The organism is Dorea sp. Marseille-P4042, from assembly GCF_900290215.1.
Lineage (GTDB): Bacteria > Bacillota > Clostridia > Lachnospirales > Lachnospiraceae > Dorea > Dorea formicigenerans.
Genome location: NZ_OLMI01000004.1, coordinates 61,377 through 88,374, shown reverse-complemented (window position 1 = coordinate 88,374; position 26,998 = coordinate 61,377). Strand labels below are relative to the sequence as shown.

25 protein-coding genes and 1 tRNA gene are annotated in these 26,998 nt (G+C 40.2%); 22 read left to right on the top strand and 4 right to left on the bottom strand.

The genetic code is table 11. From position 1 onward, the window contains the following. Positions 1 to 2 precede the first annotated feature (2 nt). The 4 genes from C7E02_RS18485 to C7E02_RS18465 all read left to right on the top strand — a co-directional run bounded on the left by C7E02_RS18485 (position 3) and on the right by C7E02_RS18465 (position 4,416). Positions 3 to 989: a diaminopimelate dehydrogenase gene (locus C7E02_RS18485; protein ID WP_022279451.1), complete on the top strand. Its 987-nt coding sequence runs from the start codon at positions 3 to 5 to the stop codon at positions 987 to 989. 1 nt (position 990) lies between these two features. After that, the gene (locus tag C7E02_RS18480; RefSeq protein ID WP_105310411.1) at positions 991 to 1,773 is read left to right on the top strand and encodes a TatD family hydrolase; all 783 of its coding nucleotides are present in this window, start codon (positions 991 to 993) and stop codon (positions 1,771 to 1,773) included. A gap of 375 nt (positions 1,774 to 2,148) precedes the next feature. Then, positions 2,149 to 3,027, top strand: coding sequence for a 16S rRNA (adenine(1518)-N(6)/adenine(1519)-N(6))-dimethyltransferase RsmA (rsmA, locus tag C7E02_RS18470; protein ID WP_005331837.1), 879 nt, complete (start codon positions 2,149 to 2,151; stop codon positions 3,025 to 3,027). 3 nt (positions 3,028 to 3,030) lie between these two features. Beyond that, positions 3,031 to 4,416: a citrate/2-methylcitrate synthase gene (locus C7E02_RS18465; protein WP_005338162.1), complete on the top strand. Its 1,386-nt coding sequence runs from the start codon at positions 3,031 to 3,033 to the stop codon at positions 4,414 to 4,416. Between the two features lie 92 nt (positions 4,417 to 4,508). On the opposite strand, the gene C7E02_RS18460 is transcribed toward C7E02_RS18465, so the two are convergent. Then, positions 4,509 to 4,856 (bottom strand): sporulation initiation factor Spo0A C-terminal domain-containing protein, encoded by a 348-nt coding sequence (locus C7E02_RS18460; protein ID WP_005338160.1) that lies wholly within the window; start codon positions 4,854 to 4,856, stop codon positions 4,509 to 4,511. A 228-nt stretch (positions 4,857 to 5,084) separates the two neighbouring features. On the opposite strand from C7E02_RS18460, the gene C7E02_RS18455 reads away from it, so the two are divergent. From C7E02_RS18455 to C7E02_RS18435, 5 genes are all read left to right on the top strand, one after another. Beyond that, entirely contained in the window at positions 5,085 to 5,780 is a 696-nt protein-coding gene (locus C7E02_RS18455) for a response regulator transcription factor (RefSeq protein ID WP_005331843.1), read from the top strand. 51 nt (positions 5,781 to 5,831) lie between these two features. After that, on the top strand, positions 5,832 to 8,474 hold the full coding sequence (locus C7E02_RS18450; protein WP_105310410.1) for a sensor histidine kinase: 2,643 nt from the start codon (positions 5,832 to 5,834) through the stop codon (positions 8,472 to 8,474). Between the two features lie 132 nt (positions 8,475 to 8,606). Then, positions 8,607 to 9,758 carry a class I SAM-dependent methyltransferase gene (locus C7E02_RS18445; protein ID WP_105310409.1) on the top strand — a complete coding sequence of 384 codons (1,152 nt, stop codon included), beginning with the start codon at positions 8,607 to 8,609 and terminating at the stop codon, positions 9,756 to 9,758. Beyond that, complete coding sequence (locus tag C7E02_RS18440; RefSeq protein WP_105310408.1) at positions 9,759 to 12,191, top strand: hypothetical protein; 2,433 nt, start codon at positions 9,759 to 9,761, stop codon at positions 12,189 to 12,191. 103 nt (positions 12,192 to 12,294) lie between these two features. Beyond that, on the top strand, positions 12,295 to 12,678 hold the full coding sequence (locus C7E02_RS18435) for a hypothetical protein (protein ID WP_158683105.1): 384 nt from the start codon (positions 12,295 to 12,297) through the stop codon (positions 12,676 to 12,678). Between the two features lie 35 nt (positions 12,679 to 12,713). Here C7E02_RS18435 and C7E02_RS18430 read toward each other — a convergent pair whose 3' ends face one another. Further along, positions 12,714 to 13,199: a QueT transporter family protein gene (locus C7E02_RS18430; RefSeq protein WP_005331853.1), complete on the bottom strand. Its 486-nt coding sequence runs from the start codon at positions 13,197 to 13,199 to the stop codon at positions 12,714 to 12,716. 375 nt (positions 13,200 to 13,574) lie between these two features. On the opposite strand from C7E02_RS18430, the gene C7E02_RS18425 reads away from it, so the two are divergent. Beyond that, positions 13,575 to 13,647 (top strand) — tRNA-Lys (locus tag C7E02_RS18425). A gap of 297 nt (positions 13,648 to 13,944) precedes the next feature. Continuing rightward, the gene (locus tag C7E02_RS18420; protein WP_105310406.1) at positions 13,945 to 14,325 is read left to right on the top strand and encodes a hypothetical protein; all 381 of its coding nucleotides are present in this window, start codon (positions 13,945 to 13,947) and stop codon (positions 14,323 to 14,325) included. Between the two features lie 34 nt (positions 14,326 to 14,359). On the opposite strand, the gene C7E02_RS18415 is transcribed toward C7E02_RS18420, so the two are convergent. Beyond that, entirely contained in the window at positions 14,360 to 14,629 is a 270-nt protein-coding gene (locus tag C7E02_RS18415; protein ID WP_105310405.1) for a helix-turn-helix domain-containing protein, read from the bottom strand. Positions 14,630 to 14,749: 120 nt separating this feature from the next. On the opposite strand from C7E02_RS18415, the gene C7E02_RS18410 reads away from it, so the two are divergent. The 7 genes from C7E02_RS18410 (at position 14,750) to C7E02_RS18390 (ending at position 19,419) form a co-directional block, all read left to right on the top strand. After that, positions 14,750 to 15,124 (top strand): hypothetical protein, encoded by a 375-nt coding sequence (locus C7E02_RS18410; protein ID WP_105310404.1) that lies wholly within the window; start codon positions 14,750 to 14,752, stop codon positions 15,122 to 15,124. Then, positions 15,096 to 15,269 carry a hypothetical protein gene (locus C7E02_RS19280; RefSeq protein WP_158683103.1) on the top strand — a complete coding sequence of 58 codons (174 nt, stop codon included), beginning with the start codon at positions 15,096 to 15,098 and terminating at the stop codon, positions 15,267 to 15,269. The genes C7E02_RS18410 and C7E02_RS19280 overlap by 29 nt, the downstream gene beginning before the upstream one ends. Further along, complete coding sequence (locus C7E02_RS19505) at positions 15,232 to 16,452, top strand: SHOCT domain-containing protein (RefSeq protein ID WP_203226988.1); 1,221 nt, start codon at positions 15,232 to 15,234, stop codon at positions 16,450 to 16,452. The genes C7E02_RS19280 and C7E02_RS19505 overlap by 38 nt, the downstream gene beginning before the upstream one ends. 14 nt (positions 16,453 to 16,466) lie before the next feature. Then, entirely contained in the window at positions 16,467 to 16,631 is a 165-nt protein-coding gene (locus tag C7E02_RS19275; RefSeq protein WP_158683101.1) for a hypothetical protein, read from the top strand. A 64-nt stretch (positions 16,632 to 16,695) separates the two neighbouring features. Further along, positions 16,696 to 18,204, top strand: a complete 1,509-nt coding sequence (locus tag C7E02_RS18400; RefSeq protein WP_105310403.1) for a hypothetical protein — start codon at positions 16,696 to 16,698, stop codon at positions 18,202 to 18,204. A 272-nt stretch (positions 18,205 to 18,476) separates the two neighbouring features. Continuing rightward, positions 18,477 to 18,872: a hypothetical protein gene (locus C7E02_RS18395; RefSeq protein WP_105310402.1), complete on the top strand. Its 396-nt coding sequence runs from the start codon at positions 18,477 to 18,479 to the stop codon at positions 18,870 to 18,872. Next, the gene (locus tag C7E02_RS18390) at positions 18,865 to 19,419 is read left to right on the top strand and encodes a DUF1643 domain-containing protein (protein WP_158683099.1); all 555 of its coding nucleotides are present in this window, start codon (positions 18,865 to 18,867) and stop codon (positions 19,417 to 19,419) included. The genes C7E02_RS18395 and C7E02_RS18390 overlap by 8 nt, the downstream gene beginning before the upstream one ends. 37 nt (positions 19,420 to 19,456) lie before the next feature. On the opposite strand, the gene C7E02_RS18385 is transcribed toward C7E02_RS18390, so the two are convergent. Beyond that, positions 19,457 to 20,101 carry a hypothetical protein gene (locus C7E02_RS18385; RefSeq protein ID WP_105310400.1) on the bottom strand — a complete coding sequence of 215 codons (645 nt, stop codon included), beginning with the start codon at positions 20,099 to 20,101 and terminating at the stop codon, positions 19,457 to 19,459. Between the two features lie 206 nt (positions 20,102 to 20,307). Between C7E02_RS18385 and C7E02_RS18380 the strand changes: the two genes are divergently transcribed. The 4 genes from C7E02_RS18380 (at position 20,308) to C7E02_RS18360 (ending at position 26,929) form a co-directional block, all read left to right on the top strand. Next, positions 20,308 to 21,204: a hypothetical protein gene (locus C7E02_RS18380; RefSeq protein ID WP_105310399.1), complete on the top strand. Its 897-nt coding sequence runs from the start codon at positions 20,308 to 20,310 to the stop codon at positions 21,202 to 21,204. Next, positions 21,204 to 23,048 carry a DUF927 domain-containing protein gene (locus C7E02_RS18375; protein ID WP_105310398.1) on the top strand — a complete coding sequence of 615 codons (1,845 nt, stop codon included), beginning with the start codon at positions 21,204 to 21,206 and terminating at the stop codon, positions 23,046 to 23,048. The genes C7E02_RS18380 and C7E02_RS18375 overlap by 1 nt, the downstream gene beginning before the upstream one ends. Before the next feature lie 15 nt (positions 23,049 to 23,063). Further along, entirely contained in the window at positions 23,064 to 24,245 is a 1,182-nt protein-coding gene (locus C7E02_RS18370) for a tyrosine-type recombinase/integrase (protein ID WP_105310397.1), read from the top strand. Between the two features lie 1,121 nt (positions 24,246 to 25,366). Beyond that, the gene (locus C7E02_RS18360) at positions 25,367 to 26,929 is read left to right on the top strand and encodes a glycogen synthase (protein WP_005338150.1); all 1,563 of its coding nucleotides are present in this window, start codon (positions 25,367 to 25,369) and stop codon (positions 26,927 to 26,929) included. Positions 26,930 to 26,998: the final 69 nt, after the last annotated feature.

The window sequence follows — 26,998 nt, the reverse complement described above, 5'->3', positions numbered from 1 at the left end:
ATATGAGTAAGATTAGAATTGGTATTGTAGGTTATGGTAATATTGGCCGTGGCGTTGAGCAGGCAATTAAGAGAAATGAGGACATGGAACTGGCGGCAGTTTTTACAAGAAGAGATCCTGCGTCTGTCAAAGTTGCGACTGAGGGTGCGAAAGTAATGCACATGGATGATATGTTATCTATGAAGGGTGACGTGGATGTAATGGTTCTGTGCGGTGGTTCTGCAACGGATCTTCCGGTCATGGGTCCAGAGATTGCAGCGAATTTTAACACAATTGACAGTTTTGATACACATGCCAAGATTCCAGAGTATTTTGCAAATGTGGACAAAGCTGCAAAAGAGGGAAATAATATCGGTATTATTTCTGTTGGCTGGGATCCGGGAATGTTCTCTTTGAACCGTCTCTATGCGGAGTCTATTCTTGTCCAGGGAAGCACATATACATTCTGGGGCAAGGGTGTAAGCCAGGGACATTCTGATGCTATCCGCCGTATCCCGGGTGTGAAGAATGCGATCCAGTATACAGTTCCTGTTGACGAGGCTGTTGATCAGGTGAGAAGTGGAAGTGAGCCAAAGCTGACTACAAGAGACAAACATACGCGTGAGTGCTATGTCGTAGCGCAAGAGGGTGCCAACAAAGCTGAGATTGAAAATGCGATCAAGACTATGCCGAATTATTTTGATGAATACAACACGACCGTTCATTTTATTTCTGAGGAAGAGCTGAAGAGAGACCACAGCAAGATGCCTCATGGTGGATTCGTGATCCGCACAGGTGAAACTGGAGAAGAGGGCAACAAGCATGTGATTGAGTATTCTCTGAAACTGGATTCTAATCCAGAGTTCACAGCGAGCGTTCTGATTGCTTATGCAAGAGCAGCTTACCGACTGAATCAGAAGGGCGAGAACGGAGCAAGAAGTGTATTTGATATTGCGCCTGCATTGTTATCTATGAAGACACCAGAGCAGCTCAGAAAAGAGATTCTGTAATATGATTATCGATACACATGGACATTACGATGACGAACAGTTCGATGTGGACCGGGAAATGTTGCTGACGAACTTAAAGGAGCGTGGGCTGAAAGCAATTGTGACGGTGGGTGCTTCTATGCAGACAAGTGAAAATGCACTTGCGCTGGCACATCAGTATCCGGCAGTTTATGCGGCTGTCGGTGTCCATCCGGACGAGGTCGGCGAGTTGAACGATGATGCGCTGGCGCGTCTGGAGGAAATGTGTCACGATCCGAAGGTGGTTGCTGTCGGTGAGATTGGTCTTGATTACCACTGGGATGTGGAGCCGAGAGAGGTTCAACAGAAGTGGTTCATCAGACAGCTTGATCTGGCGAGAAAGGTCGGGCTTCCGGTAAATATCCACAGTCGTGATGCGTCGGAAGATACATTTCTTATTATAAAGGAGCACGCATCGGATCTGACCGGAATTATCCACTGTTTTTCCGGTTCAAAAGAGCTGGCGGCTGAGTATGTGAAACTGGGATATTATATCGGAGTCGGTGGTGTCGTCACTTTTAAAAATGGAAAGAAACTAAAAAGTGTCGTGGAAGCAATACCACTGACATCGATTGTACTGGAAACGGATTGCCCGTACCTGGCACCGGAGCCGAACCGTGGCAAGCGAAATGAATCTGCATATATCCAGTATGTGGCAGAGGAGATCGCCCGGCTGAAAGGAATTTCTGTGGAGGAGGTTCTTACACAGACTGAGATAAATGCGAAGCAGGTATATCAGCTGGGAGATGACTCCCAGCTGATATAGCCTCCGGCAGGGCGCACATTGTCCGGTGGACAATGGTTTTGCGCCGACCGAAACGGAGTGTAGACTTGCAGAGGTGCGCAGTAGAAGTATGTCATGCAATTGCATGACGCGCACCTCACAGCAAGAATGCCGAGGCATTCTTGAACAGCTGCTGGCAGTATCATAAATTAAAAATATGTGAAGTGATATGTCGAAAAATTCACACAATCTTAACAACATTTTTTATCGACATAGTGTATAATATCTTTAATGGCAACAGTGCCGGTACGAGGAGGATAATCTTTCCAGTACCGGCACTTGAGCCAAATGAACATAAATTGCTGTTTGTTCATCTGGCTTATGGTTAGATGGAATGAAGGAGTAATAGAAAGAAGTATGAGTAAACCAACACTTGGAAATCCACAGAATACAATTGAAATATTGCAAAAGTATCATTTTAATTTTCAGAAGAAATTCGGACAGAATTTCCTGATTGACACGCATGTGCTTGAGAAGATCATCAGTGCGGCCGGAATTACAAAAGATGACATGGTTCTGGAGATTGGACCGGGAATCGGTACCATGACCCAATATCTGGCTGAGGCGGCAGGAAAGGTAGCTGCCGTGGAGATTGATAAGAATCTGATCCCGATTTTGGAAGATACCCTCAGCGAGTATGACAATGTCATGGTGATCAATGATGATGTTCTGAAAGTAGATATCCGTGGTCTTGTGGAGAAGGAGAACGGCGGACGTCCGGTGAAGGTGGTTGCGAATCTTCCATATTACATTACGACTCCGATCATTATGGGGCTGTTCGAAGGAAATGTTCCGGTTGAAAGTATTACGGTCATGGTGCAGAAGGAAGTTGCAGACCGTATGCAGACCGGACCGGGAAACAAGGATTATGGAGCATTATCACTGGCTGTCCAGTACTATGCAGATCCGTATATAGTGGCAAATGTACCTCCGAACTGCTTTATGCCAAGACCGAAGGTTGGTTCCGCAGTCATTCGTCTTACAAGACATGCGGCTCCTCCGGTGAAAGTGGACAATGAGAAGTGGATGTTTGATATTATCCGAGCATCCTTCAACCAGAGAAGAAAGACACTGGCAAATGGATTGTCTAATTCTGACAAGATTGATTTGCCGAAAGATGTGATTACAGAAGCAATCGCAAAGCTTGGCAAAGGAGAAAGTGTTCGCGGTGAATCATTATCGCTGGAAGAATTTGCTGCGCTTAGCAACGACTTGTGGGAAAAGAAAGGGAGATGATTTATGGTAGGAAAGACAGGGAATAAAAGTGTAGACCGTGCATTATTTGAGATTACTCCGGAGATTCAGCATTTTGCAGGATTATGTGAGAAGAATAATGCCATTGATAAAGAGCTGTATACTAAGTACGAAGTAAAAAGAGGGCTCCGTGACCTGAACGGAAAAGGTGTGCTTGCAGGACTGACCAATATTTCCGATGTATGTGCCAAGAAGATTGTGAATGGCGAAGAGGTTCCATGTGCAGGCAATCTTTATTACAGGGGTTACAACATCAAAGATCTGGTTGGCGGTTTCTTGAAAGAAGATCATTTTGGATTCGAAGAGATTGCTTATCTGCTTTTATTTGGTGAACTTCCGAGTAGTTCTGAACTTGAGATGTTTCATGAAACTCTGGTGGAGAGAAGAACGCTTCCGCCGAATTTTGTGCGTGACGTTATCATGAAGGCTCCGAGCGGCGACATGATGAACAGTCTGTCCAGAGAAATCCTGAATCTCTATTCCTACGATGATAAAGCAGACGATACGACCATCTCGAACGTACTGAGACAGTGTCTGAACCTGATTAGCCAGTTTCCGATGCTAATGGTCTATAGTTATCATGCATATAACTTCCGCATGGGAGAAGACCTGTATATTTATGCACCACAGCCGAATCTGTCCACAGCTGAGAACATTCTGATGATGCTCCGTGAGGATAAGAAATATACGAAGCTTGAGGCAAGGATCCTGGACATGGCACTGGTGCTCCACATGGATCACGGTGGTGGTAATAACTCAACATTTACCACTCACGTAGTTACGTCCTCAGGAACAGATACGTACTCTACAATGTCTGCAGCGATGGCATCTCTTAAGGGACCGAAGCATGGCGGTGCCAATATCAAAGTAACGCAGATGTTCGCAGACATGAAGGAAAAAATTTCCGACTGGACGGACGAAGACGAAGTACATCAGTATCTGGAAGACCTTTTGGATAAGAAAGCATTTGACCAGAAAGGGCTGATTTATGGCATGGGTCATGCGATTTATTCTGTATCCGATCCGCGTGCGGAGATTTTCAAGCAATTCGTAGAGCAGCTTGCGAAAGAAAAAGGACGGGAAGAAGAGTACGCACTGTATGCTATGGTAGAGCGCATGGCTCCACAGGTCATCGGCGAAAAGCGTAAAATTTACAAAGGTGTAAATGCAAATGTGGACTTTTACAGTGGTCTTGTGTATAGTATGCTGGATCTTCCGCCATCTCTTTACACTCCGATTTTTGCGGCGGCCCGTATTGTAGGCTGGAGCGCCCACAGACTGGAAGAGCTCAAGAATGTAGATAAGATTATCCGACCGGCTTATAAGCCGTTGTCTCCATACCGTGAGTATATGAAGATGGAAGATCGTTAGTCTCCGGTAAAAAATAAAACCCTGCAGCGGCCCGAAGCTTGCGGGGTTTTACTTTGTTTTTGATAATAAAATTCCGTTTCTTTTACTTAGGATCATACAGCCTGAAGAACTGGTTTGCTACGGCTTAGATAGGCGACAAGGATGTCGAAAAATTCACCGGCCGTTGGACGGACATGTAATGGCCGGAACGAGTAGGACTGAAGCTGATCGTAACCATTTTCCCAACAGACTCTTATAACAGTGCGGATATCACGTTCAACACTTCCGACTGTCGTCTTATACTTTCTGGCAATCTCCGGATAAAGCTGTTTACTGATGGCAAGCAGATATTCCTCGTCTGTCAGACATAATTCAATCCCATAACTTAGATAGCGATACCCCCTATATGTAGCACCTACTCCAAGGGTACGGATTACATAGTCAATGTCGTGAGTGTACATAGAAAACTCCCCCTTTATAAACTAGAAATTATGAAGTCTAAGTAAGTTTTATCTTTTAGTATTTTATCAAAATTTGTTGAAAATAAAGGGTCTTGGATTTCGTTTACATTATTTTAGACATTTTTCGACGTTGTTCTTGAAAATATTCATCATTTCTTAAGAAATCCATTCCTATGTCTTAAATTTTATTTGCTAATCTTGTATAGTAGATATGAGAGGTGAAATGAGATGGCAAAAATATTAGTATGTGATGATGATAAAGAGATTGTAGAGGCGATCGAGATATATCTGACCCAGGATGGACATCAGGTTCTGGAAGCTTACGATGGAATCGAGGCAGTGGAGATCTTGAAAAAAGAAAGTGTAGATCTTCTGATCATGGATATCATGATGCCGAGAATGGATGGAATCAGGGCAACTTTAAAAATTCGCGAGAAGCACAATATTCCGATCATTATTCTGTCTGCGAAATCCGAGGATGCGGACAAGATATTGGGACTTAATATCGGAGCTGATGATTATATAACGAAACCATTTAATCCGCTGGAGCTGGTTGCCCGTGTGAAATCACATTTGCGCAGATATATGCAGCTTGGAAGCACGGCGATAAAGGAGAGCGAGGCAATCTATACAGTCGGCGGACTGGCGATCAACGATGATCTGAAAGAAGTGACAGTAGATGGCGAGCCGGTGAAGCTTACCCCGATCGAGTACAACATTTTGCTGCTGCTTGTAAAGCATCAGGGCAAAGTATTTTCTATTGACCAGATATATGAAAATATCTGGAATGAAAATGCGGTGGGTGTTGATAATACAGTGGCAGTGCATATTCGTCATATCCGTGAGAAGATTGAGATCAACCCGAAAGAACCAAGATATCTGAAAGTCGTGTGGGGCGTAGGGTATAAGATCGAGAAGCAGTAAAAGCAGGTCGGGGTAAAATCAGCAAGAAAAAGCTAACAGAAGGGAGACGTTATGGAAAAGATATGGCATAAGAAAAAAAATACCAGAATTTTGTTGATCATAATTGCAAATGTTATGGCTATTTCGATGATGCTCGGCGTTATGAGCATCATGTCTTACGCAGAACTTTTCGATGACCTTATAACAGGAAAACTTACGCAGAGCTATGAAGATTCCTATGACTTTGATACAGAGCTTATGAACAGTGCGTATCAAGTGATGTCCGGCATTGACAGTGAGCAGATGTTTGAGACAGATGGAAAGATTGACGAGGATAAGCTGGTCGATATTCAGGTATATAACAATAGTGAGACGATCAGTGGTCAGAATGAAAGTGGTCTTTCGTATCGATTGGGAGATTTGTTGAATTGGTATCAAAAATTGATCTACAGTGAGAGTACCAGTTATGTCGGAGATACACTTACAGATTCAGCAGAATTAGAAGGTAACGACGCAGAAGATCTGAAGGCTCCGATCGTTTGTAAATTATCAGATGGAAGCTATCATTACTATAGCCAGGATGATTTTAATGAAAAGGTGTTAAATGGTGAATTAAAATTTTTAATGCCAGATGGAATTGGTGCGGAGACATCGGAGCAGATCTTATATAAGCTGGAAAATGTGGATATATCAGATAGAAATGAAATGACGGAAGAGGAAAAGAATTTTCGGGGAATCGTAGATGCAGAGGGAACTATGCTCTATGTAGATTGCTGGAAATATGATGGAGTGTTATTCCGTGAGGAGGCAGCTCCACTGGAAGCAGAAAATCTCTTGCAGATAGTGAATGAGAATTCCAACTGGAATGGCAGGCTCAATGAAGCTTATAATATGCTGGAAAGCTGTATTTATCAGATTGGAGACCGCTATGCAAATTATGAGAGCCTGACAGAGCAGTATAAAGAAGGAGATAGTAACTTTTTCTATTATTATTTAGATTTAAAGAGTGGAAAAGTTGTCACAAATCGGGAGGAGCTTGGGCAGAAAAATAATATTAATGATGTTGCTAAAAGTGTTCGTAAGATGGGAAAATATGTCATAATAAAATCAAAACTGTCAGAGTTTGAGACGAATATTCAGGAAGCAGATGCAGAACTATGGCAGTCACAGACCGTTTATCTGAGTAATGTAGATAAAGGAGAGTTTGTGTTTATGACAGGTGTGGATACGAAGTATCCTGTGAAAGATAGTTATTATAAAAATGCACATTTTTATGAAAAGTATAGTCCGTTTGTCCGAGGAGTCAGTGCAGGAATGATTTTGGCGTTTTTAATATTTTTTGCCAGTGTAGTATGGCTTGTTGTAATCGCAGGTCGAACGGAAAGAGATGGAGAACTGCATCTATATAAATTTGACAGATGTAAGACAGAAATCGGAGCTGCAGCAGTTATATTTGCATGGTTCGTACCGTCACTATTGACTGTGCTTTTCATGGGAGCTGCAGGAATTATCTCCCAGAAAACATTTGCAGCAGGAAATGGTATTCTTTCTTACGAAACATTTTTTGGAATGATTGGATTCGGAGGACTTGCAGTCTATACATGTAATATGTTTCTCGTTGGTATTTTGAGTCTGGCCAGAAGAATAAAAGCAGGAATTGCATGGAAGAACAGTTTTCTGTACAGTGTCGTAGAGTTTGTGAAATTATTGATTCGAAATGCCAGACACATAGCAAAAATCATTGTTTTATATCTTGCGTATGCAGCAGTACATTGGGTGGCATATCTGGCATCAGGCTGGCCAAGTGCATTTTGGACATTCGTGATTTTCATTGTGCAGACAGCAGGATTTGTAATCCTTGTCAACTGGGCAGTCGGACGACAGAAAATTAAAGAAGGTATTGAGAAAATCAGTGAAGGTGAGCTGGATTACAAGATTGATCTCGAAGATATACATGGAGAACAACGCAAGATTGCAGAACAAGTCAATTCTATCGGAAGCGGACTTGATGCGACAGTCGAGAAGAATATGAAAAGTGAGCGGTTAAAGACAGATCTGATTACAAATGTATCTCACGATATCAAGACACCGCTGACCTCCATTATTAATTATGTAAATCTCTTGAAACAAGAAAAATTTGATGATCCGAAGATTCAAAGATATATTGAAGTTCTGGAAGAAAAATCTCAGAGATTGAAGACTTTGACAGAAGATGTTGTAGAAGCATCGAAAGTCAGCTCAGGTAATATTTCTCTCGAGTTTATGAATATTAATATGATAGAACTCATCCTGCAGACGAGCGGAGAATTTGAAGAAAAATTCCAGGCCAGAAATCTGACACAAATTATGAATCTCTCGGAAGAAGATGCGATTGTTCGGGTAGACGGAAGAAGAATGTGGCGCGTGCTTGCAAATATTTATAATAATGCTGCAAAATATGCTATGGAAGGAACACGCATCTATGCAGATCTGCAGACACTGGATGGAAAAGTAATCTTCAGTCTGAAAAATATATCTGAGCAGCCACTTAACATTTCCTCGGCAGAAGAACTGACTGAACGATTTATCCGCGGCGACCTGTCACGAAGTACCGAAGGAAGCGGACTTGGATTGTCTATTGCGAAGACATTGACCACAATGATGGGTGGAACATTTGATCTGTATCTGGACGGTGATCTATTCAAAGTCGTGATTATATTTGATAAAATAGATTGATAAATTTTTAGTTAGGGACGTAGCATTTCGCCAAAGTACTACGTCCCTAACTTTAATTTGCCTTGTCCCCAATCAACTTTTACCCTGTCCCAAATTGACTTTTTCCCGTACCGCTAGTACAATATTACTACTATGAATGAATTAAAAAATATATTAGAACAAAATTTAAATGACAATTTTATATCGGCGGTTTTGAGTAATCCGAGAGATGAGAAGCTCTCGGCAAAGGTTAAGGTGCGCCCGGTGCTCATGAAAGATACAAGGGTCTATCAGATGGAGACGTTTCGTGGGAATCAGGCATTTCATGAGAATTTAAGTGCGGATGAGGCGTGCGAAAAGATGCTGGAGGCTATGGAGAATATGAAGCAGATGCAGCTTGTGACGGCGAATGCGGAATTTTCTGTGCTTATCAGCAAGAAGGGGAAGGTTACAATTAAGAAGAAGCAGAAGAAAGCAAAGATGCGCCCGCTGGATCTGAATCATAACCGGAAGAAACAATATATCCTGCAAGAAGGTGTACCGGTTCCGTTTTTACAGGATCTTGGTGTTATGACGGAGGAAGGAAAGATTGTGCATGCAAGGTTCGACAAGTTTCGGCAGATCAACCGGTTCCTGGAATTTATCGAGGATATTTTACCACAGCTTGATTCTGGAAGAGAGCTTACAATTCTGGATTTTGGCTGTGGAAAGTCTTATCTTACATTTGCTATGTATTATTATCTTCATGAGCTGAAATCTTATGACATCCGGATCATCGGTCTGGATCTGAAGACGGATGTAATCCGGAAATGTAACGAGCTGGCGAAGAAGTATCAGTATGATAAGCTGACGTTTCTGGAGGGAAATATTGCAGACTATACGGGCGCGGAGGAAGTAGATATGGTTGTGACACTTCATGCCTGTGATACAGCAACGGATTTTGCGCTGGCAAAAGCAATTGGCTGGAATGCGAAGGTTATTTTATCGGTGCCTTGCTGCCAACATGAACTGAACCGGCAGATGAAGAACGATGTGCTTTCGCCGATCATGAATTATGGACTTTTGAAAGAACGTATGGCGGCGCTTGTGACAGATGGATTACGTGCGGAGTATCTAAAGAGGGAGGGATACGACGTGCAGGTTCTGGAATTTATTGACATGGAACATACACCGAAAAATATTCTGCTTCGTGCGGTGAAAACAGGTCGTCGGGCAGACAATGAAGAGAGCATCCGCGCATGCGAGACATTTCTTCGCGTGACACCGACACTGGGGAGACTGCTAGACGAAAAAGGGGAGCTTTAAATGAAATGGAAAAATCGCGTGATCCACGCAGGGGTACTGGTTCTGGTATTTCTTGCTGCGGTGGTCATATTTGGCTATGTGACAAATAAAAAGAACAGTAACATGACGACAGATATGGGGGCAGCAACACGTCCCCAGATTGCGTTTTCTTATAACGGTTATTCGCTCAATGACCTGCCCGGATATAAGAATGAGATGGATTTGACAGGCGTACGTGATTCCATCACACCGGTCAGCAATGGCCAGCTTCAGGTCACCATTAAAGCTTATGAAAATGTGATCGACAGCCTGGACTATACGGTTTATTCGATCGATGGCAAAGAAAAGCTGTTGGAACAAAAGGTGAAGAAGCCAGGAGAGAATGCAACGCTGGAAGTAGGAAATGTCGATGGTGAAAATATTTTGTCTGAGGAGCGTATGCTTCAGATCACGCTGCATATGGACAATCACGACATGTATTATTATACGAGAATCGTGGACGGAGCCAAGTTAAATGCGGCGCCAAGCCTGGATTATGTACAAAGTTTCCATGAAAATGCACTGGCGAAAGCGGAAGGTGTTGGAATTGGAACGGCGATTGAGCCCAGTGATGAAGGAGACAACACGACATTACAGCATGTGACGATCCACTCAGATTACACGCATGTAACATGGGGAAATCTGGCCCCGAAGGTTGATGGAAGTGAGCGTTGGACGATGAAAGAGTTGAACAGCGCATATATGGCAGTGGAGCTGGAATATCGTGTGAACTGTACTGGTGAGGAAAATGAGCAAGACGAATACCAGGTACGGGAATATTTCCGTGTGCGTTACATTTCCGGAAGCCAGAAGACATATCTGTTAGATTATGACCGGACGATGGACCAGATACTTGATGCAACGAAGAAGGTGTTGAATGAAAAAGGTGTACTTCTTGGCATCACAGACAAGAATCCGGTCTACATGGTAAATAAAAACGGAACCGTTGTGTCATTTGTGCAGGCGGGAGAACTATGGAATTATAATCGTGACCGAGATGAAGTTTCTCTTGTGTTCAGCTTTGCAGATGCGGAGAATACGGATACCCGGAATATGCTGATGCAGCATGATATTAAGATTTTAAATGTAGACGAAAAGGGAAATACAACATTTGCCGTATGTGGATACATGAACCGGGGCAGCCATGAAGGTGAGACTGGATCAGCAGTCTACTATTATAATATTGAACAGAATTCTGTTGAGGAAAAATTATTCGTATCCAGTGACAAGGCTTATGACCGTGCCCAGGAAGAAGTGGGCGGACTGGTCTACTATAATGTAGGAAATGGCTGTCTGTATACGATTGCAGATGACGTACTCTACAAAATGGATATGAATAAAAGTACGAAAAAGGAGCTTGCGACAGGACTGAATGAAGATCAGTATGTTGCAAGCGAAGATGGACATCTGGTAGCTTATGAGAAAGAAGATCCTTCGAAGTCCAAGTCTGTGACAGTTATGAATCTGGAGACTGATCAAGAATATGAAGTGACTTGCAAAGATGGCGAGTGTATCAAACCACTTGGCTTCATGGATGGTGATTTTGTCTACGGTGTTGCAAAAACGGAAGAAGTCGGAACAACACTGTCAGGAGCCCAGGTCATTCCGATGTATAAAGTGGAGATTACAAGTAGTAAAGATAAGGTGATCAAAACTTATGAACAGTCAGGAATCTATGTGTTAAGTGCTGCATTTGAGGATAATATGATCACCCTTGACCGTGCGGTAAAAGACGGCGATACTTACACCGGAACAGCACAGGATTATATTACAAGCAGCGAAGAGGCGAAAGAAAGCAATATTTATGTGCAGACATATAAAACAGATCTGAAAGAGACACAGGTTCGCTTGACGTATGATGATGGCATTTCTGACAAGGAGCCGAAGCTATTAAAACCGAAACAGGTGGTACTTGAAAATATTCCACAGGTCAGTCTGGACCGCAAAAAAGAAACAGACGCATTTTATGTGTATGGTCATGGAAGGCTTCAGGGAACTTATAATACTGCAGGAAAAGCGATTCAGAAAGCCAATGACTGTGGCGGAGTCGTGGTTGATGCTGATCAGAATTACATCTGGGAGCGTGGAAACCGCGATCTGAAATATTCGATTGACACGGAAGATGCAGATACAGAACAGCTCAGACAGGCACTCGCAGGTGGAAAATCTGCGGTCGATGCAATTACAGAAGTTTATGGAAGCGTGATGGATTTAAGTGGCTGTACGATAGACGAACTGCTTTACAATGTTAATCAGGGACGACCGTTAATTGCCGTCTTAGATGCGCAAACAACGCTGATGATTGTTGGTTATAGTGACGGAATAGTCAGCTGTGAAGATATCGGAAGCGGTGCACGCAGCAATCATGCACAAAGTGACTTTGCAAATGTCAGTGTATATCTGGCAGCAAAATAGAAGTGAAATATTTGCTTTGGCATTACGAAGAGCCAGAACCGGCAACTGTCGGTTCTGGCTCTTCTCGATTACGGATTCATATTGCTCTCGTGCAATAATCAGGATGACAGATAAAAAAGTTCAAATTAAGGAGAGCAATTATGAAGAAAAAACGGTGAAAAAAGTAACTACAGTTATTGCAGCTTCTGCAGTCGCAGCATCAACAATGATTACTCCGGTTATAGCAGCCGGACAGTCAGCAGCAGATGATGAAGACGGGAAACAACAAAATCAGCAACAAAATAAAGGAAAAGCCGCAGCATCGAATATAAAGGAGGATAAAATTCAGTTAGAAGCTGCGAGGTGCGCGTCATGCAATTGCATGACATACTTCTACTGCGCACCTCTGCAAGTCTACACTCCGTTTCGGTCGGCGCAAAACCATTGTCTACCGGACAATGTGCGCCCTGCCGGAGGCTATATCAGCTGGGAGTCATCTCCCAGCTGATATATAGTTCGATAAAAGTGTCAGTGATTGATATTTTACTGTGCAAATAATGTCTTTGCGTATTTTTTAAGTGCAAAGTAAAGAACCATTCCGAGTACTGCACAGGAAATAATCTCTCCGATGCCAACTGTGCACATCATAAATGGAATTGGAAGTGCCACTCCGTATCCGTAACGCAGAACGAACGGAACGATCAGGATATTTGCAATAATTGGTGGAACCGGGGCAAGGTAAGGACTCTTCTCGCGAAGCTTCCATGTAAAGAATGCTCCAATTAATGTTGCGATACTTCCAAAGATAATGTCAGGGAGTATTGCGCCTCCGAGGATATTACCTATCAGGCAGCCGATAAATAATCCTGGAATTGCTGCTGGTGTGAATACCGGAAGAATGGTCAGGGCCTCTGAAATACGAACCTGTACCTCTCCGAATGAAAATGGTGCGAATACATAAGTGAGCACCACATAGATAGCTGCAATCATAGCAGCCTGTGTCATGAAACTGATGTTTTTGTTCTTCATTTTAAAATCTCCTTTAGTTTTGTTTTACGTGTGGAAGGTCACGAACACACGATTCATTTTCGCGTAGCAATGAGTCAGGCGGGCATGCTTGCATGGACATCTGACGAATGCTGCGGAGGCATATATGTTGATATATGACCTACGCCGGAAATCGGCGAAACCCTTGTAAGACCTTGGTTTTTCGGGTTTTACATCGGGTGATAGTATAGCATGGAAGTTCTGAAAAATCAAGGGAAGAAACAAAAAAGTATAAAATGGGAAAAGAGGCTCAATTGCAAAAATTTGTAAAAAAAATGAAAAAAAGTGCTTGCATTTTCAGAAAGGCTATTATATAATAACACTTGTCGTTAAGAGATGCGACAGAAAATAAGAGATGCGCGATTAGCTCAGTTGGTAGAGCACCTGACTCTTAATCAGGGTGTCCAGGGTTCGAACCCCTGATCGCGCACTACCAAATCACTGTTTTTAGAGGCTTAGAGCTCTGGGGACGGTGATTTTATTTTGCTTGAAAATAAGGGCTTTAAGGGGGATAAAACGGAAATCACTAGGGAAAGCAAGGGTGAAGTGCCTTTGTCGCAGATTCTGTCGCGAGCTCGTCGCGAGAAAATAAACAGTCCAAGTGTAGTAAGAGAAGTTTGCATAGAAGAGTAGTGGAATGTACGGTTTGGAAAGTACTTTTCACTGCTCTTTTTGCGTTTTATAAAAGTATATTATTTTTTTGATGTAGGAAAGGTGGTGATTGGGTATGTACATCAAAATTTATAACAAAAGTCAGTTGATTCTTTTAGAACAGATAAATCCGCTGTTAGGAAAGTATAGACTGCCTTTGGAGTTGTTGACAGAAGTAGAAAAGATATTGGCATGTGAAAAGATTGGTAAAAAAGGTTTCATAGCAATTCTACTGAATCCAGTAAAAGGAGATATACAGGAAATTCTGAATGTTCTTGATTACTATCCGCAGAGATTACAGCTTTGTAGTGATGTGGAGCAGATAGACATTTCTGATAACGGGTTGTGGATGACGAAGAGAAAACACTGGTATGAAGACTGTTTTAAAGTGAAAGGGGAGAAGAGTAAGGTGTTTGTCGTGTATTCATTAAAACTAAAAGTGTATTATGATGAATAAAAAAGCTGACAACTAAAAAGTCATCAGCATTTCTTTAATCTTCTGGCGGTATATATTCAATTAAATCAGTCAGGTCACATTCAAGGACATAGCAAAGTCGTAACAGGATATCTATATCCAAGCGTTGTACCTTGTTGTCACGATAGTTTCTTAACTGAGTTCTCTGCATTTCAGCACGGAAAGATAACTGATTTAGAGAGATGTCTCGTTCTTTTAAAATATCTTCTAAACGAATCTTAATTTTTCCACGTTTTTCTGGGTCTGCTGGTAATAGACGCAGGGGATTTTCTTTTTTCTTATACATTATAATTCCCTCCAGTTCTTATTATATTTTGACCTGTAGATTATTGTAAGAGTGATAAATACATGGTATATTTATATATGGGTAGAAACATACTCATACATAAAAAGAGGTGAATATAATATGACAACAGAAAAAGAATTAGGAGAGGCGTTGAAAAGAGGAGATTCTACAATAGAGGTGGAATTTGATTTGGCTCATAAAGTAGCAAAAATAAAAACTACAGGAAATGCCATGTGGGCATTGTGTATAACTGCAATTGGTGTTGCTGTAGTTAGCGGAGTTGTGGCTATATCGACAGCAGGAACAGCAACTGTTCCGAGTGCATTTATAGCAACGCCAGCGATAGCAACTGCATCAGGCGTCTTAGGAATGTCTACAGCAATTTCAGCGATAGGAATAGCAATGGCTGGTGGTGGAGTTGTTGCATTGAATAAATTAAGAGGCTATCGGTTGGAAAAGGTGTCAGATGAAAAAGTTATTTTGCACAAAAAATAAGAACTTTTACGGAAATAAGGAAGTAGAACTGGAAAACGTAAAACCAATTACAGAAGTTCCATTGGAAGTACAAAAGAAAATAAATAAACATAAGGAGGAACAAAAAAATGGGCTGGAAAGATTTGATGAAGAATGTAACAGATAAGGCAACTTCTATTGCAGAAACAGCACAGGAAAAGTTGGAAGAACAGAAACAACTTTCCGCAATTAAAAAAGAAGAACAGAATAAGAAAATGGAGGAAATGAACGAAAGAGTAACAGAATACGAACAGGAAGTATTGCAGAGCATTCTGAGCGGATTCAGTGGTGCATCATGTATTGATGTTGAAGATAATATACTGGACTTCACAAAAGACTATTTTGAAAAACTGTTACTTCCGGCAAACAGTGTGTCTGCATCAAAGATAACTATGTATCCATATTCCGATAAAATTCAGAAAAAGGCTCAGAAAGCTTTAAGAGAGTATGATGATACAGAAACTCCTGTATTTCAGTTTGAAGGAAACAAGGGAGAATTTATATTAATGACTCCTACAAAGTTATATATTGCGGTCGCATTTCCAGAGAATCAGACATTTGTAGCCAACGTTGCAGTAGATTTACAGCAGGTATCTCAGCTTGGTTTTGTGAGTACAGAAGAGGGATATCAGATTGTATGTAATGGTGTAGAATTATTCTCAGCAGATAATGTGTCTGAATTTGATAGAATTACAATTGAAGAGTATGTAAGAAGACTGGAAGAAAAAGACTTTGAGATTACAGAAACACAGATTGATGAAGTAATTAAAAAGAAAATCGGTGACAACATTCTTAAGATTATCAGACAGTATGTATTTGATGATGAATTGTTAATTTACTTTGCATGGGGCATGGACAATATCACAGCAAAAGACTTTGTTGTATGTACGAACAAGCAGATTTTGATGTTAGACAGAGAAATGCTCGGAGCAACTAAGAATGTAAAGCAGTTCTATTATGAAGATATTACATCAATGTCTACAGACCAGAAGACAAACAGTTTACTTGAGTTTGCATTAACGGCTGCATTTAAGCTTTGTAATATTACAATTTATGTATCAGGAGCACAGGAGAAGATACAGACGCTTTATACTTATGAGGCAGAAAGAGTTATCCGTGTATATCAGGAATATAGACGTAGTATTAAACAGGATGAGAAGAATGCAAGACAGGTAGTTGTTCAGCAGAGCGCACCTGCAGAAGATGATGTATTTACTAAGCTTGAGAAACTGAACAAGCTGAAAGAAGCAGGAATTCTTACAGAAGAGGAATTTAACGAAAAGAAAGCAGAATTGCTTGCACAGATGTAGGAGTTGAGAATGCTATGAAGAAAGCATTAAAGTACTTAATATCCGTAATCATTGCGATTATAGTAGCAGGATTCTTTATATATTTACTGATTCCAGCACTGACAGGACTTATGACACTTGTTGGAATTGTAGTCGTGATTGCAATTGTAATAGCGGTTGTTAAGAAGTATTACAAGTAGATAATTGTACAGGCTGATATTCAATATGGTGGATGTCAGTCTGTTTTATTAACGGAGGAAAAGTATGAAGCGAAAAGCATTGATAGCAGTGTTGTGTATGGTGATGGCAGTAAGCATTATGAATACGGGGTGCTCTGGTAATACAAGTAAAAAAGAGGAGAGGCATACGACAGAAACGAATAATAAAAGTAATAAGGATACAGAAGAGAAGAAAAGTGAAAAGGCTTCTGAGAAAACAGAGAAAGATGCAAAGAAAAATGTAAAGTACGAATGCGGTATAACTAATCTTGATTCTGTAGAGTATGTGAAAGACCCGTCTGTTCCAGAAGTAGGAGAAGATGGGAATCCGATGAATGTGCCAACAGATATTTTAGGATATTACACGAACGGAAATGTTGGATATGATTTCAGAGAAATTGATGGAAATTTCCTTAAGGGAGATAAGATTGAATTTGGATATAGAACCAAAGATGTTTATGTAAATATTATGGATGTAACTACTAAGGGGGTTACGATTAATTTCTCCGATGATATGGATGAATCCAAAGATATTTTATTCACTAAGGACGGTTTTACTGTAGATAATACCAATGAAATAGAAATGAGTATGTTGGAGTGGACGGACTATTGTTATTATCTTATTCCAGCAAATAGAGGGTATAGTGAAGACCGTGTGGCAGATACTTTTAAAAAATATCAGTTAGGAGATTACATCAGAGCAGATTACCCAGAAACAGTATATAATCTGACTTATAATGAAGCAGAAACCGTTACGCAGTATGACGCAGACCTGTATGAAAGATATGATAATAAGTTGACAGAAAAAAGAGATAAAATTCAGTCAACCAATACTCAGCCACTTACAAACCGAAGAGACCATGACAATTATGTTAAATACATAAAATACATTCCAACGGACAAGTATTATATAAAAGGTGACCCTTCTAAGAAAGAGCCCCTTTTAATAATGAGAGTATCAACAGGAAAAGAAGCCAGTCATAAAATGGAGTGGAGTGCAGGTGATGTTAACGCAGGAAAAGAAGGCACATTTGACAGTACTTATGCAATCACGGAAGACGAAAGAGCTCAAGAAGAGGCTAATCAGTATTGGGCAAGTGGTGGTACTGATAATGATGAATATGTCAATGGAGAATATGATATAGGAATTAATCTCTATGGATTTGTAAACATGGGTGGAAAGTATATTACAGATGGTATGTATAATTCTATGATATATGTTGCAAGTCTTAATTATGATGTACCAGAACTTGTTGGTCTGACATGGGATAGTGATGAGGCATTAACAGAAAAGGAGGGAACTGTAACAGATAAACCATATGCAAACTATTTTAAATTAGATATGAGCGATATTGAAAACGGAAATATCACTGTAAACAGCAATTTTTACAGAGAGACAGTAATACATAAAAATGAGGACAAAACAGATGCTGTAAGTGATAGTATTTTTGATGGAACAAAAGAGAATAAAGCAACACTTCATGCAATAAGTGAGGATGAATTAAAAGCGATTGGAATAGATATGGATAATCTATCCGCATCAATTCCAGAATAATTGTAATAGAGGTTGTTAAGAAGTGTTTAATATAAGCCCAACGTTCACAGGAGCGTTGGGCTTTTTCTAGGAGGAAACGTATGCAGTATTATTTGCTGGGAATAGCAATCGGAATTGTATTGCTGAATGTACTATATATAAATATCACGGTGTGGGAGGTGCAGAAGTGAGCGAAAAGGAGTTAAAACAGGTACTTGCAGGTATAACGATAGTCACAACTATGCTAAAGTTGGTGATTCAACACAGAGGACAAGTGCAGAAAGGGAAGAAAGATGTATAAGGTTTTGAAGAATGAAAGTGATTTTGATGACTGGATAAGAGTGTTGCCTGATGAGGTAAGCGTTATAAGCACCCAAACAGCGGTAAAAAACAGCCTGAAAGAGGTATTACAGAGGTTTGATACGGCATATGGTAAAGAACGCCGTATAGAGGCTGACTTGGGAGGTTTTGCAATTGTGCTGTTCGGAGACAGAACAGAAGTGTTTGAACAGGAGAAAAACGTTTTAAAATATTTTAATCTGAATGCAGACGAATATGAGTATGAAGAAGTTTATAAGCAGAAAGAGCCGGAGTGTACTGTGGAAGTAACATTCCGGCTTTATCTATGTTCCTCAGATTATGCAGTACAGGTAGTAAGGGTAGTAAAAAAGGAGAATGAAAATGGATAATGTAGTAAAACAGACAGAATTATTAGAGAAAACAGGTGTGTATGATGAAGATTTAAAACGTCGGTTCGCACTGACATTAAAGTATAACGGTATGAAAGGTAAGAAAGTTCTTGTAATAGGAATGAATCCAGCGTCAAACAGTGTACAGGTATTTGATAACACAACGAATTATTTACTGAACAATCTTGGAATCATGGGATATTCAGAGATTGTTGTGTGGAACTTGTTTGCAGACATTTGTACAAAGTTAAAACCGACACAGACAGGTGACAATACTGAGAACATGGAATACTTACAGGAATTGCTGAATGAAAAGTTTAATGCGGTACTGATTGGGTGGGGAAATACATTCATTGGGAACAGACGTGTAGAAGAAGCTAAGAGACAGGTGTGTGAATATTTAAAACCACATGCCAAAAAAGTGTATGAACTTGTAGATACAGACGGTGAATATATAGGGCTAAGAACGATACACCCATTATTTGCAGGTCAGAGATTCAGTGGTAAATGGGAATTCAGAAACTTTGTGTTTCCAGAAGAGAAGTGATAGTTCGGGGCGTTAGCTTGTCTAACGCCCCAACATATTAATTTTCAGGGAAGAATATTTTAACAAGTCTTTTGAAAGACTCTCTTAAAGATATATCCGTTTGGGATATTAACGCTTCTACCTTACTGCGTTGAATTTCGGTAAGTTTATAAGTAGTACTACCATCGAAACACTTACTCACATCTAAAAATAGGCAAAAAAAAACAGACATATCATTTTGCGATATGACCATTTTTTGGTACTCACGTGGATTATCAATACAATCAGGGTGAAGTAAGTGATGAATAATGAAATAAGCATATTGTCCATTGTCGGTAAGATTTGAATTAGGGTACTTGGAGAGTGCTTCGGTAAGGTATTTGTCAGGATATCTAGATCTTAAAAGAATACCGAATAAATATGTGGTAAATAAGCGTAAGTGTTCACTTGTAAAGTAGCATGTTGGACAATTTAATTTTAAATATTCGATAGTATGGGCTACAGTACGTTCTCTCCATTTGGCTACAGTTTGGTAGTCTGAGTGCTTATAAGTATCTTTAGGTTGAGAAATTGAATTTAATGCACATACATATTTGTTTTTCTCGTCAGGGATAACGAGTTCGATTACTTCAAGAACTTTTACCCTAAGTTTTGGAATGTTAGGTGTTAGATATCGACATTCCATTTGTTTTTCATTGGTCATGAATGTACCTCCTTTACGTTGCTATATAATTAGTTGTTCGGAGTTTTATTTTTAAAAAAACAAATTGTCGGAATACGATTAAGAAGAGCGGTGATATTATCAAGTCATGGAAAACGTTTCCCATAGAAACTACAAGGGGATAAGTCAATACGCGTAGATTTTGAAGCTTGAAAAAACAGTATATGAATAATAGGAGGAAAAAATCTATGAAAGAAATGAATAACTGCTCTTATGCCTATGCAGTAGGAAAACTCGAGGAACGCTGGAGGACGCTGTTGGAGGAAGAAATAGACAATTGTGTACCAATGACCTTTATGGTTTGTACTGCAGTAGCAGGAATGGTATCAGAGTTTAGAGGAGAAGAAAGTGTAAAAGTAATATTATCAGAAATAGATAGCGATCGTACCGAGGAAAGTTTGGTAGCCAATGCAACGCTATTATTCGCAAGAACAGGGGGATGTATATCATGCAGAAAGTTTAAAATAAATTCGAAAGAAACATCAGATGGCGGTACATATTTGATGGACAGCATTCCTGTAATGCAAGAGCTTCAAACGGAGAGAGGGTATTATACACATCATAAAACTATTATTGTTGTGTATAAAGAATGGATAGACATAGCGACTAGAGAAAGCTATGAATTTCAGGGAATAGAACCTGAACCAAAAATGGAAGGACCACTTCCGACAGTTTGGTTGGAAATAAAACCTGGGGTATCTTGGTTTAAGTACAAGGAAAGTGCCTTAATGGCGGTTCGCGCTTATAGAGATGTGAGCGGTTATAAGAGTAGGGAGGCATATAATCAATTGATAAGATGGGGAGACGAGAGGATGATAGACATTCTGGATTCTGAGATTGAAAGTTTTAAAAGACATGCAGAGGAAAGAGGTTTATATAAGGATGCACCAGAGGAGTTTTATAGGCAAATAGGCTTGATACTTGTAGCTCTGAAGATTGTGAGAAAAGTGTATGGAATACATACAAAAAAGAAAGAATTGGAAAGTTTTATTTTTGAAAATGTTACGGTAGCATGGCATACGAAAGTAGTAGATCAATGTTATGAATATCCCTATGAAGATTCAGAAGAAGGAGACTTGTTTTAATGGATTACACCGTAACAATACAAGAAGAGACTGAAAAGGTTACTCAAGCCGTAGTACATAAGTCCGTAGAAATCATAGAAGGACAGTATGGTCATTACATCTACAAAAAAGATGAAATGATATATATCCCATGCGGAGGCGCAGTCTATGTAAAGAATGCTATTACTGAAGTTGAAACCTGTAAGCAGTATTTAACGCTGTATTTCGACAGTGGAGATGGGAAGAGGAGGACAATTCTCTTCCCAAGAGAAGACTTGGTGGAAAATAAGATAGTATCATTGACTGCATATGGAGTACAGGTGTCAAAAAAGACTGCAGATTATCTTATAAAGTCCATAGAGAATCAAGAGGTAAACGTTAAGCATTTATTATGTCATGCAAAATTAGGTATGGCAGAGTGGAACGGTGAGAAGATATTTAAAGGCGCGAAAGGAGTAGGTATTGACAGTAAGTACACGGGGAAGCTAAGAGTTTCCCCGAAAGGTACTTATGCAAACTACAAGAAGATGTTAAAGCAAGATGTCATAGGACATACACCAATGGAGTTTTTACTGTCAGCGTCTATCAGTGGATTGTTGGTGGATTATCTGAAAGAAAGTATCAGTGTAGAAAATATTATGGTGCATATGATTGGAGAATCTTCTACAGGAAAAACTACAGGAGCACTTCTGGCAGTGTCCTGTGGGAGCGCACCAGATTTTCTTGGAAATAACTTTGTATTTTCTTTTCAGGATACGCTAAATTCCTTAATGCGTCTGATACCGAACTCTTATCCAACGTTGATAGACGAAGGAAGTCTTCTTACAGACCGAGATATGACACAGACGTTATACAGTCTTAGCAGTGGTACAGAAAAGAGAAGACTTTCAGGAGGCATGGAAGTAAATGAATCTTCACGTTTCCGTACAGCATTATTTCTTACGTCAGAAAAGAGTATTTTGGCACAGTGCAATATGAATACAGGACTGTTGACAAGAAACTTTGAATTTCAGAATGTGACGTGGACAAGCAGTGCAGAATCAGCCGACAGGATAAAGTCTGTTGTTACAGAGAATTACGGTCATATCATTCCGAGGCTGGCAAAGTGGTTACTGGAACAGGACAGGCAGAAGTTGGTAGAAAAGATTGTACAGGAGACAAATGCAGTCATAAAAAGGGCGAGAGAAGCAAAGACCTATAATAATCTAACGGAAAGAACTGCAAAGCAGTCTGCACTGATACTGGTAGCAGTGGACATTGTGAATGAGGTATTGAAGTTAAAGCTGAATAAAGAAGCGATAGGAGACTTTATGGAAGAGCATTCCCTTGTGAATAGTGTGGAACAAGTCTCCATAGGAAAAAGGGCAATGGAATGGCTGTTACAATTTATATCAAAGAATTATACACAGTTTCTTTCCAAGGACAGTCCAAAAGAGATTAGTAACTGCCGTGGTAAGTTGGAAAACATGCAGACAGTTCTGCTAAATACGGATGAAGAATCGGGTATGCGGTTAAAAGTTACTGACAGTGAGTTTATGAAGATTCTAAAAGAAGGACATTTCAGTGAGAAAGCAACTGTACTAAAAGAGTGGAAAGAAATGGGATATCTGAAAGCACAATCGGACAGATACATAAGCAGAATCAAAATTGTAGGTGATATACAGGTAAAAGGTTACATTATACAATTACCCGTTCCATCTAACAAAATAAGCGGAGCTGGTGTAAAAGATTATGAAGAAGTTCTGGAAGAGAGAAGAAAAAGGATAAATAAGCCCAGACAAGTAATAAAAGATGAATACGTTGAGGATGATTTTTTCTCAATTGATGACGATGATGATTTAGATTTTCCAGAAGACTGGAAGTAGAAAGGAAGATGAAATGTGAAGAAAAGAATTAACGGAAGTATTAGACCAAGACCAAATGCTGAAAATGTTCAGTATTATGATATTACACTGGAATTAGGAACTGACCCAGCTACAGGTAAAAGGAAAAGAATGTATTTTAAGGTAAATACAACAGACAGGGAAGAAGCTGAAAATGAGCTCATGATAAAGAAAGCAGAGTACTTACAGGAAAAACTTCTTGAACCATCAAAAGAGACTGTAGCAGAATTCTTGGAAAGGTTTTTGGAAGATACAAGAAGAAATCTTAGTCCGGCTACGACAAGAGATTACAAAGGTATGATTGAGAGGTATATAGAACCACTGTTTGGTCATATGAGGGTTCAGGAACTGACAAGGGCAAAGGTACAACAGGTCTATAACGGTCTAAGAAAGAAGTCGAATAGAAGTAATAATCCATTAAGTGCATCTACGATTAAACACATTGACCGCATACTTAAATGTGCTTTAAATGTAGCAGTTGACGAAGGTATTATAAAGGAGAATCCAGTGAGAAAGATGAAAATAGGTAAAGATATACGTTCAGAACGTTTAGAAGTATATACAGTAGAGGAAATTAGAGCGCTTGAAAAAGCAGTTAGAGGAACTGATATGGAGTTACCCGTAGCATTATTGTTTGACTGTGTTATGAGGAGGGGAGAACTGTTAGGACTAAGGTACAGCGACATAGACTTTGATAAGAAAGAAGTAACGATACAACACGCTTGGACAGAGACGGAAACGAATGAACCAGTACTGAAAGATTGTAAAACAGAAAGTTCTTATAGAAAGCTGATTGTAAGTGACCATACAATCAATCTTCTTCGCAGACAAAGAACGATATATATGAGAAACAGAATGAAGTATGGGGAGAAATTCTGTAATAGTAATCATGTTATCTGTAAAGAGAATGGAGAACCGTACCGTCCAAAGAGTTTTACAAGCAAATGGTCAAAAACATTGAAAAAATGTGGATTGAGACATATCAAACTACATGGAACAAGGCATAGTGCAATTTCACTACTGTTATCAGAAGGTGTACCAATTCAGATAGCACAGCAAAGAGCAGGACATCAAGATCCTAAAATTACTCTAGGTGTATACTCTCATGTCTCAAAAGACAAAGAATCATTAGTAGCAGATACACTTGAAGATGTACTGTTTTCAGCAGTGGGAGAATAAATAGTATCTTATGCTTTTGCGTTTGTGAGACTAAGAATTCCGAAATCCCGTGTGCCCCGTCATGAAAAAGGATAAATAGCAAATGACAATTTGCAATATCCTTTTGAGGGGGCACGGGAATTCGTGAATTCGTGCGAACAAGGAAGCAAAGCTTGAAAAAGCTTTGCTGAGAGTTTATTGTTATTTAGTAGAAGTTATGCTTGTTATAAGAAGTCTGTCGCGAAATTCGTCGCGAACTAAAACGCCTTTATGGAGCATAGAAGAAAACAGAAATTTAGCCGAAAACAGATAATACATAGTTATCTCCAATGCGATATATGGCAAAGTGGAAGTGAATTGTAGAGGGAACTGACCAGTCGCAGAAGTGGCGACTTTGTATGTCTCTTAATCAGGGTGTCCAGGGTTCGAACCCCTGATCGCGCACTACAAAATCACTGTTTTTAGAGGCTTAGAGCTCTGGGGACGGTGATTTTTTTGTGCCTGAAAATAGGGACTTTATGGGGGATAAAACGGAAATCACCAGGGAAAGCAAGGGTGAAGTGCCTTTGTCGCAGATTCTGTCGCGAGCTCGCCGCGAGAAAATAAACAGTCCAGGAAAGATGCAGATTCTTGATCCGTTAAGATTTGCCAGAATGTTGGATTCGATGATTTGTCATTGATAATCGTTGTATTATTCGCTACAATTATTATATCAGCTGGGAGATGACTACCACCTCTATAGGTGGTGAGAAACAAGCTGGTATCAGTGGCGGGAGTCAATCCCCCAGCTGATATAGCCTCCGGCAGGGCGCACATTGTCCGGTGGACAATGGTTTTGCGCCGACCGAAACGGAGTGTNAGATGACTACCACCTCTATAGGTGGTGAGAAACAAGCTGGTATCAGTGGCGGGAGTCAATCCCCCAGCTGATATAGCCTCCGGCAGGGCGCACATTGTCCGGTGGACAATGGTTTTGCGCCGACCGAAACGGAGTGTAGACTTGCAGAGGTGCGCAGTAGAAGTATGTTATGCAATTGCATGATGCGCACCTCGCAGCAAGAATGCCGAGGCATTCTTGAAATAAAATAATAGGATGATATTATCCGTGATGGTGCAAATGTTTTACAGATTGGAGACCAGATATGAGTAGAAAAAAGAATAGAAAAAAGAATTTTGTTAAGCAAATAGCAGTTGTAAACAAAACCCCTGTGAAACAGGAGGAACAGATGGTGCAACTGGATTTAGGACCGCGAAGAAGTGTTGCATTCATCGGTTCGGAATGCTATCCATTTGTTAAGACTGGCGGACTGGGAGATGTTATGTCTGCGCTTCCAAAGACTCTGGCGAAGTTAAATCTGGATGTTAAGGTAATTCTTCCAAGATATAAATGTATTCCTCAGAAGTTTCAGGAAAAGATGGAGTACAGAGGTTCTTTTTATATGGATCTTTGTTCTGACGGGAAACAGTATTATGTAGGAATCATGGAATATCAGAAAGATGGAGTTGTCTATGATTTTATCGACAATGACGAGTTCTTTTCCTGGGGCAATCCGTATACGAACCTCATAGATGATATTCCGAAGTTCTGTTATTTTGCGAAGGCATCGCTTGCCGCACTCAATTATCTGGACTGGACACCTGACATCGTACATTGTCATGACTGGCAGGCCGCTTTAGTACCGCTTTATTTAAGAACCTGTTTTCAGAATACGAATGTTGGACGGGCAAGTGCAGTACTTACGATACATAATCTGAGATTCCAGGGAATATATGACAGAAAAATGATTCAATACTGGTCAGGTCTTCCGGATTATGTATTCAATAAAGACTGCATGATTCAGAACTGGCTGGATGCCAACATGTTAAAGGGCGGTATCGCTTACTGTAATAAAATTACGACAGTTAGCAATACTTATGCGGGCGAGATTCAGACGGAAGAGTACGGTGAAGGTCTTGCGGAACATTTGAGATATCATAATAATAAAATCAGAGGAATTGTGAATGGAATTGATACAGATAACTGGAATCCTGCAACAGATAAACTGTTAACAGCTAATTATGATGCCGAGTCAGCAGTAGTAAATAAAAAGATAAACAAGAAAGCACTCCAGGAATCTTTGGGATTAGAAGTGGATGACCATAAGATGGTAATCGGACTTATTTCACGTCTTACCAACCAAAAAGGCCTTGATCTTGTAAATGCTGTAATTCCGGGGATTATGGATGGGAATACACAGGTGGTGGTTCTTGGTACCGGTGATGCCTGGTATGAAAATACATTCCGTTATTATGAATATAAATATAAAGGCAGCTTCTGTGCATACATTGATTATAATGAAAATGTCGCCCACGGCATTTATTCGGGCTGTGATGCAATCCTGGTTCCGTCAAGATTTGAACCATGCGGGCTTACACAGCTGATAGCTATGAGATATGGTACGATTCCGATTGTCAGAGAAACAGGAGGACTTAAGGATACCGTTTCCCCTTATAATATGTACGACAATACAGGGAATGGTTTTACATTTGACCGGTATGAAAGCGGACTTCTTTACGATGCCATTAACAGGGCAAAGACGCTCTATTTTGAGAGCAGAAAGTATTGGGATGATATGGTGATCCGGGATATGAACAAAGATGTTTCCTGGGAAAAGAGTGCAAAACAATACAAAGATTTGTATGTAGAGCTGACACCGAGAAACTAAAAAAATATATGTAATAAAAATTATAAGGGTGTGTTGTTCTTAAGTGGAACGCACATCCTTGTAAAAGGT

Bases quoted from the DNA above. Each gene is read 5' to 3' on its own strand.
- C7E02_RS18485 (WP_022279451.1), top strand. From the start codon at position 3: ATGAGTAAGATTAGAATTGGTATTGTAGGTTATGGTAATATTGGCCGT.
- C7E02_RS18480 (WP_105310411.1), top strand. From the start codon at position 991: ATGATTATCGATACACATGGACATTACGATGACGAACAGTTCGATGTG.
- rsmA (WP_005331837.1), top strand. From the start codon at position 2,149: ATGAGTAAACCAACACTTGGAAATCCACAGAATACAATTGAAATATTG.
- C7E02_RS18465 (WP_005338162.1), top strand. From the start codon at position 3,031: ATGGTAGGAAAGACAGGGAATAAAAGTGTAGACCGTGCATTATTTGAG.
- C7E02_RS18460 (WP_005338160.1), bottom strand. From the start codon at position 4,856: ATGTACACTCACGACATTGACTATGTAATCCGTACCCTTGGAGTAGGT.
- C7E02_RS18455 (WP_005331843.1), top strand. From the start codon at position 5,085: ATGGCAAAAATATTAGTATGTGATGATGATAAAGAGATTGTAGAGGCG.
- C7E02_RS18450 (WP_105310410.1), top strand. From the start codon at position 5,832: ATGGAAAAGATATGGCATAAGAAAAAAAATACCAGAATTTTGTTGATC.
- C7E02_RS18445 (WP_105310409.1), top strand. From the start codon at position 8,607: ATGAATGAATTAAAAAATATATTAGAACAAAATTTAAATGACAATTTT.
- C7E02_RS18440 (WP_105310408.1), top strand. From the start codon at position 9,759: ATGAAATGGAAAAATCGCGTGATCCACGCAGGGGTACTGGTTCTGGTA.
- C7E02_RS18435 (WP_158683105.1), top strand. From the start codon at position 12,295: ATGACAGATAAAAAAGTTCAAATTAAGGAGAGCAATTATGAAGAAAAA.
- C7E02_RS18430 (WP_005331853.1), bottom strand. From the start codon at position 13,199: ATGAAGAACAAAAACATCAGTTTCATGACACAGGCTGCTATGATTGCA.
- C7E02_RS18420 (WP_105310406.1), top strand. From the start codon at position 13,945: ATGTACATCAAAATTTATAACAAAAGTCAGTTGATTCTTTTAGAACAG.
- C7E02_RS18415 (WP_105310405.1), bottom strand. From the start codon at position 14,629: ATGTATAAGAAAAAAGAAAATCCCCTGCGTCTATTACCAGCAGACCCA.
- C7E02_RS18410 (WP_105310404.1), top strand. From the start codon at position 14,750: ATGACAACAGAAAAAGAATTAGGAGAGGCGTTGAAAAGAGGAGATTCT.
- C7E02_RS19280 (WP_158683103.1), top strand. From the start codon at position 15,096: ATGAAAAAGTTATTTTGCACAAAAAATAAGAACTTTTACGGAAATAAG.
- C7E02_RS19505 (WP_203226988.1), top strand. From the start codon at position 15,232: ATGGGCTGGAAAGATTTGATGAAGAATGTAACAGATAAGGCAACTTCT.
- C7E02_RS19275 (WP_158683101.1), top strand. From the start codon at position 16,467: ATGAAGAAAGCATTAAAGTACTTAATATCCGTAATCATTGCGATTATA.
- C7E02_RS18400 (WP_105310403.1), top strand. From the start codon at position 16,696: ATGAAGCGAAAAGCATTGATAGCAGTGTTGTGTATGGTGATGGCAGTA.
- C7E02_RS18395 (WP_105310402.1), top strand. From the start codon at position 18,477: ATGTATAAGGTTTTGAAGAATGAAAGTGATTTTGATGACTGGATAAGA.
- C7E02_RS18390 (WP_158683099.1), top strand. From the start codon at position 18,865: ATGGATAATGTAGTAAAACAGACAGAATTATTAGAGAAAACAGGTGTG.
- C7E02_RS18385 (WP_105310400.1), bottom strand. From the start codon at position 20,101: ATGACCAATGAAAAACAAATGGAATGTCGATATCTAACACCTAACATT.
- C7E02_RS18380 (WP_105310399.1), top strand. From the start codon at position 20,308: ATGAAAGAAATGAATAACTGCTCTTATGCCTATGCAGTAGGAAAACTC.
- C7E02_RS18375 (WP_105310398.1), top strand. From the start codon at position 21,204: ATGGATTACACCGTAACAATACAAGAAGAGACTGAAAAGGTTACTCAA.
- C7E02_RS18360 (WP_005338150.1), top strand. From the start codon at position 25,367: ATGAGTAGAAAAAAGAATAGAAAAAAGAATTTTGTTAAGCAAATAGCA.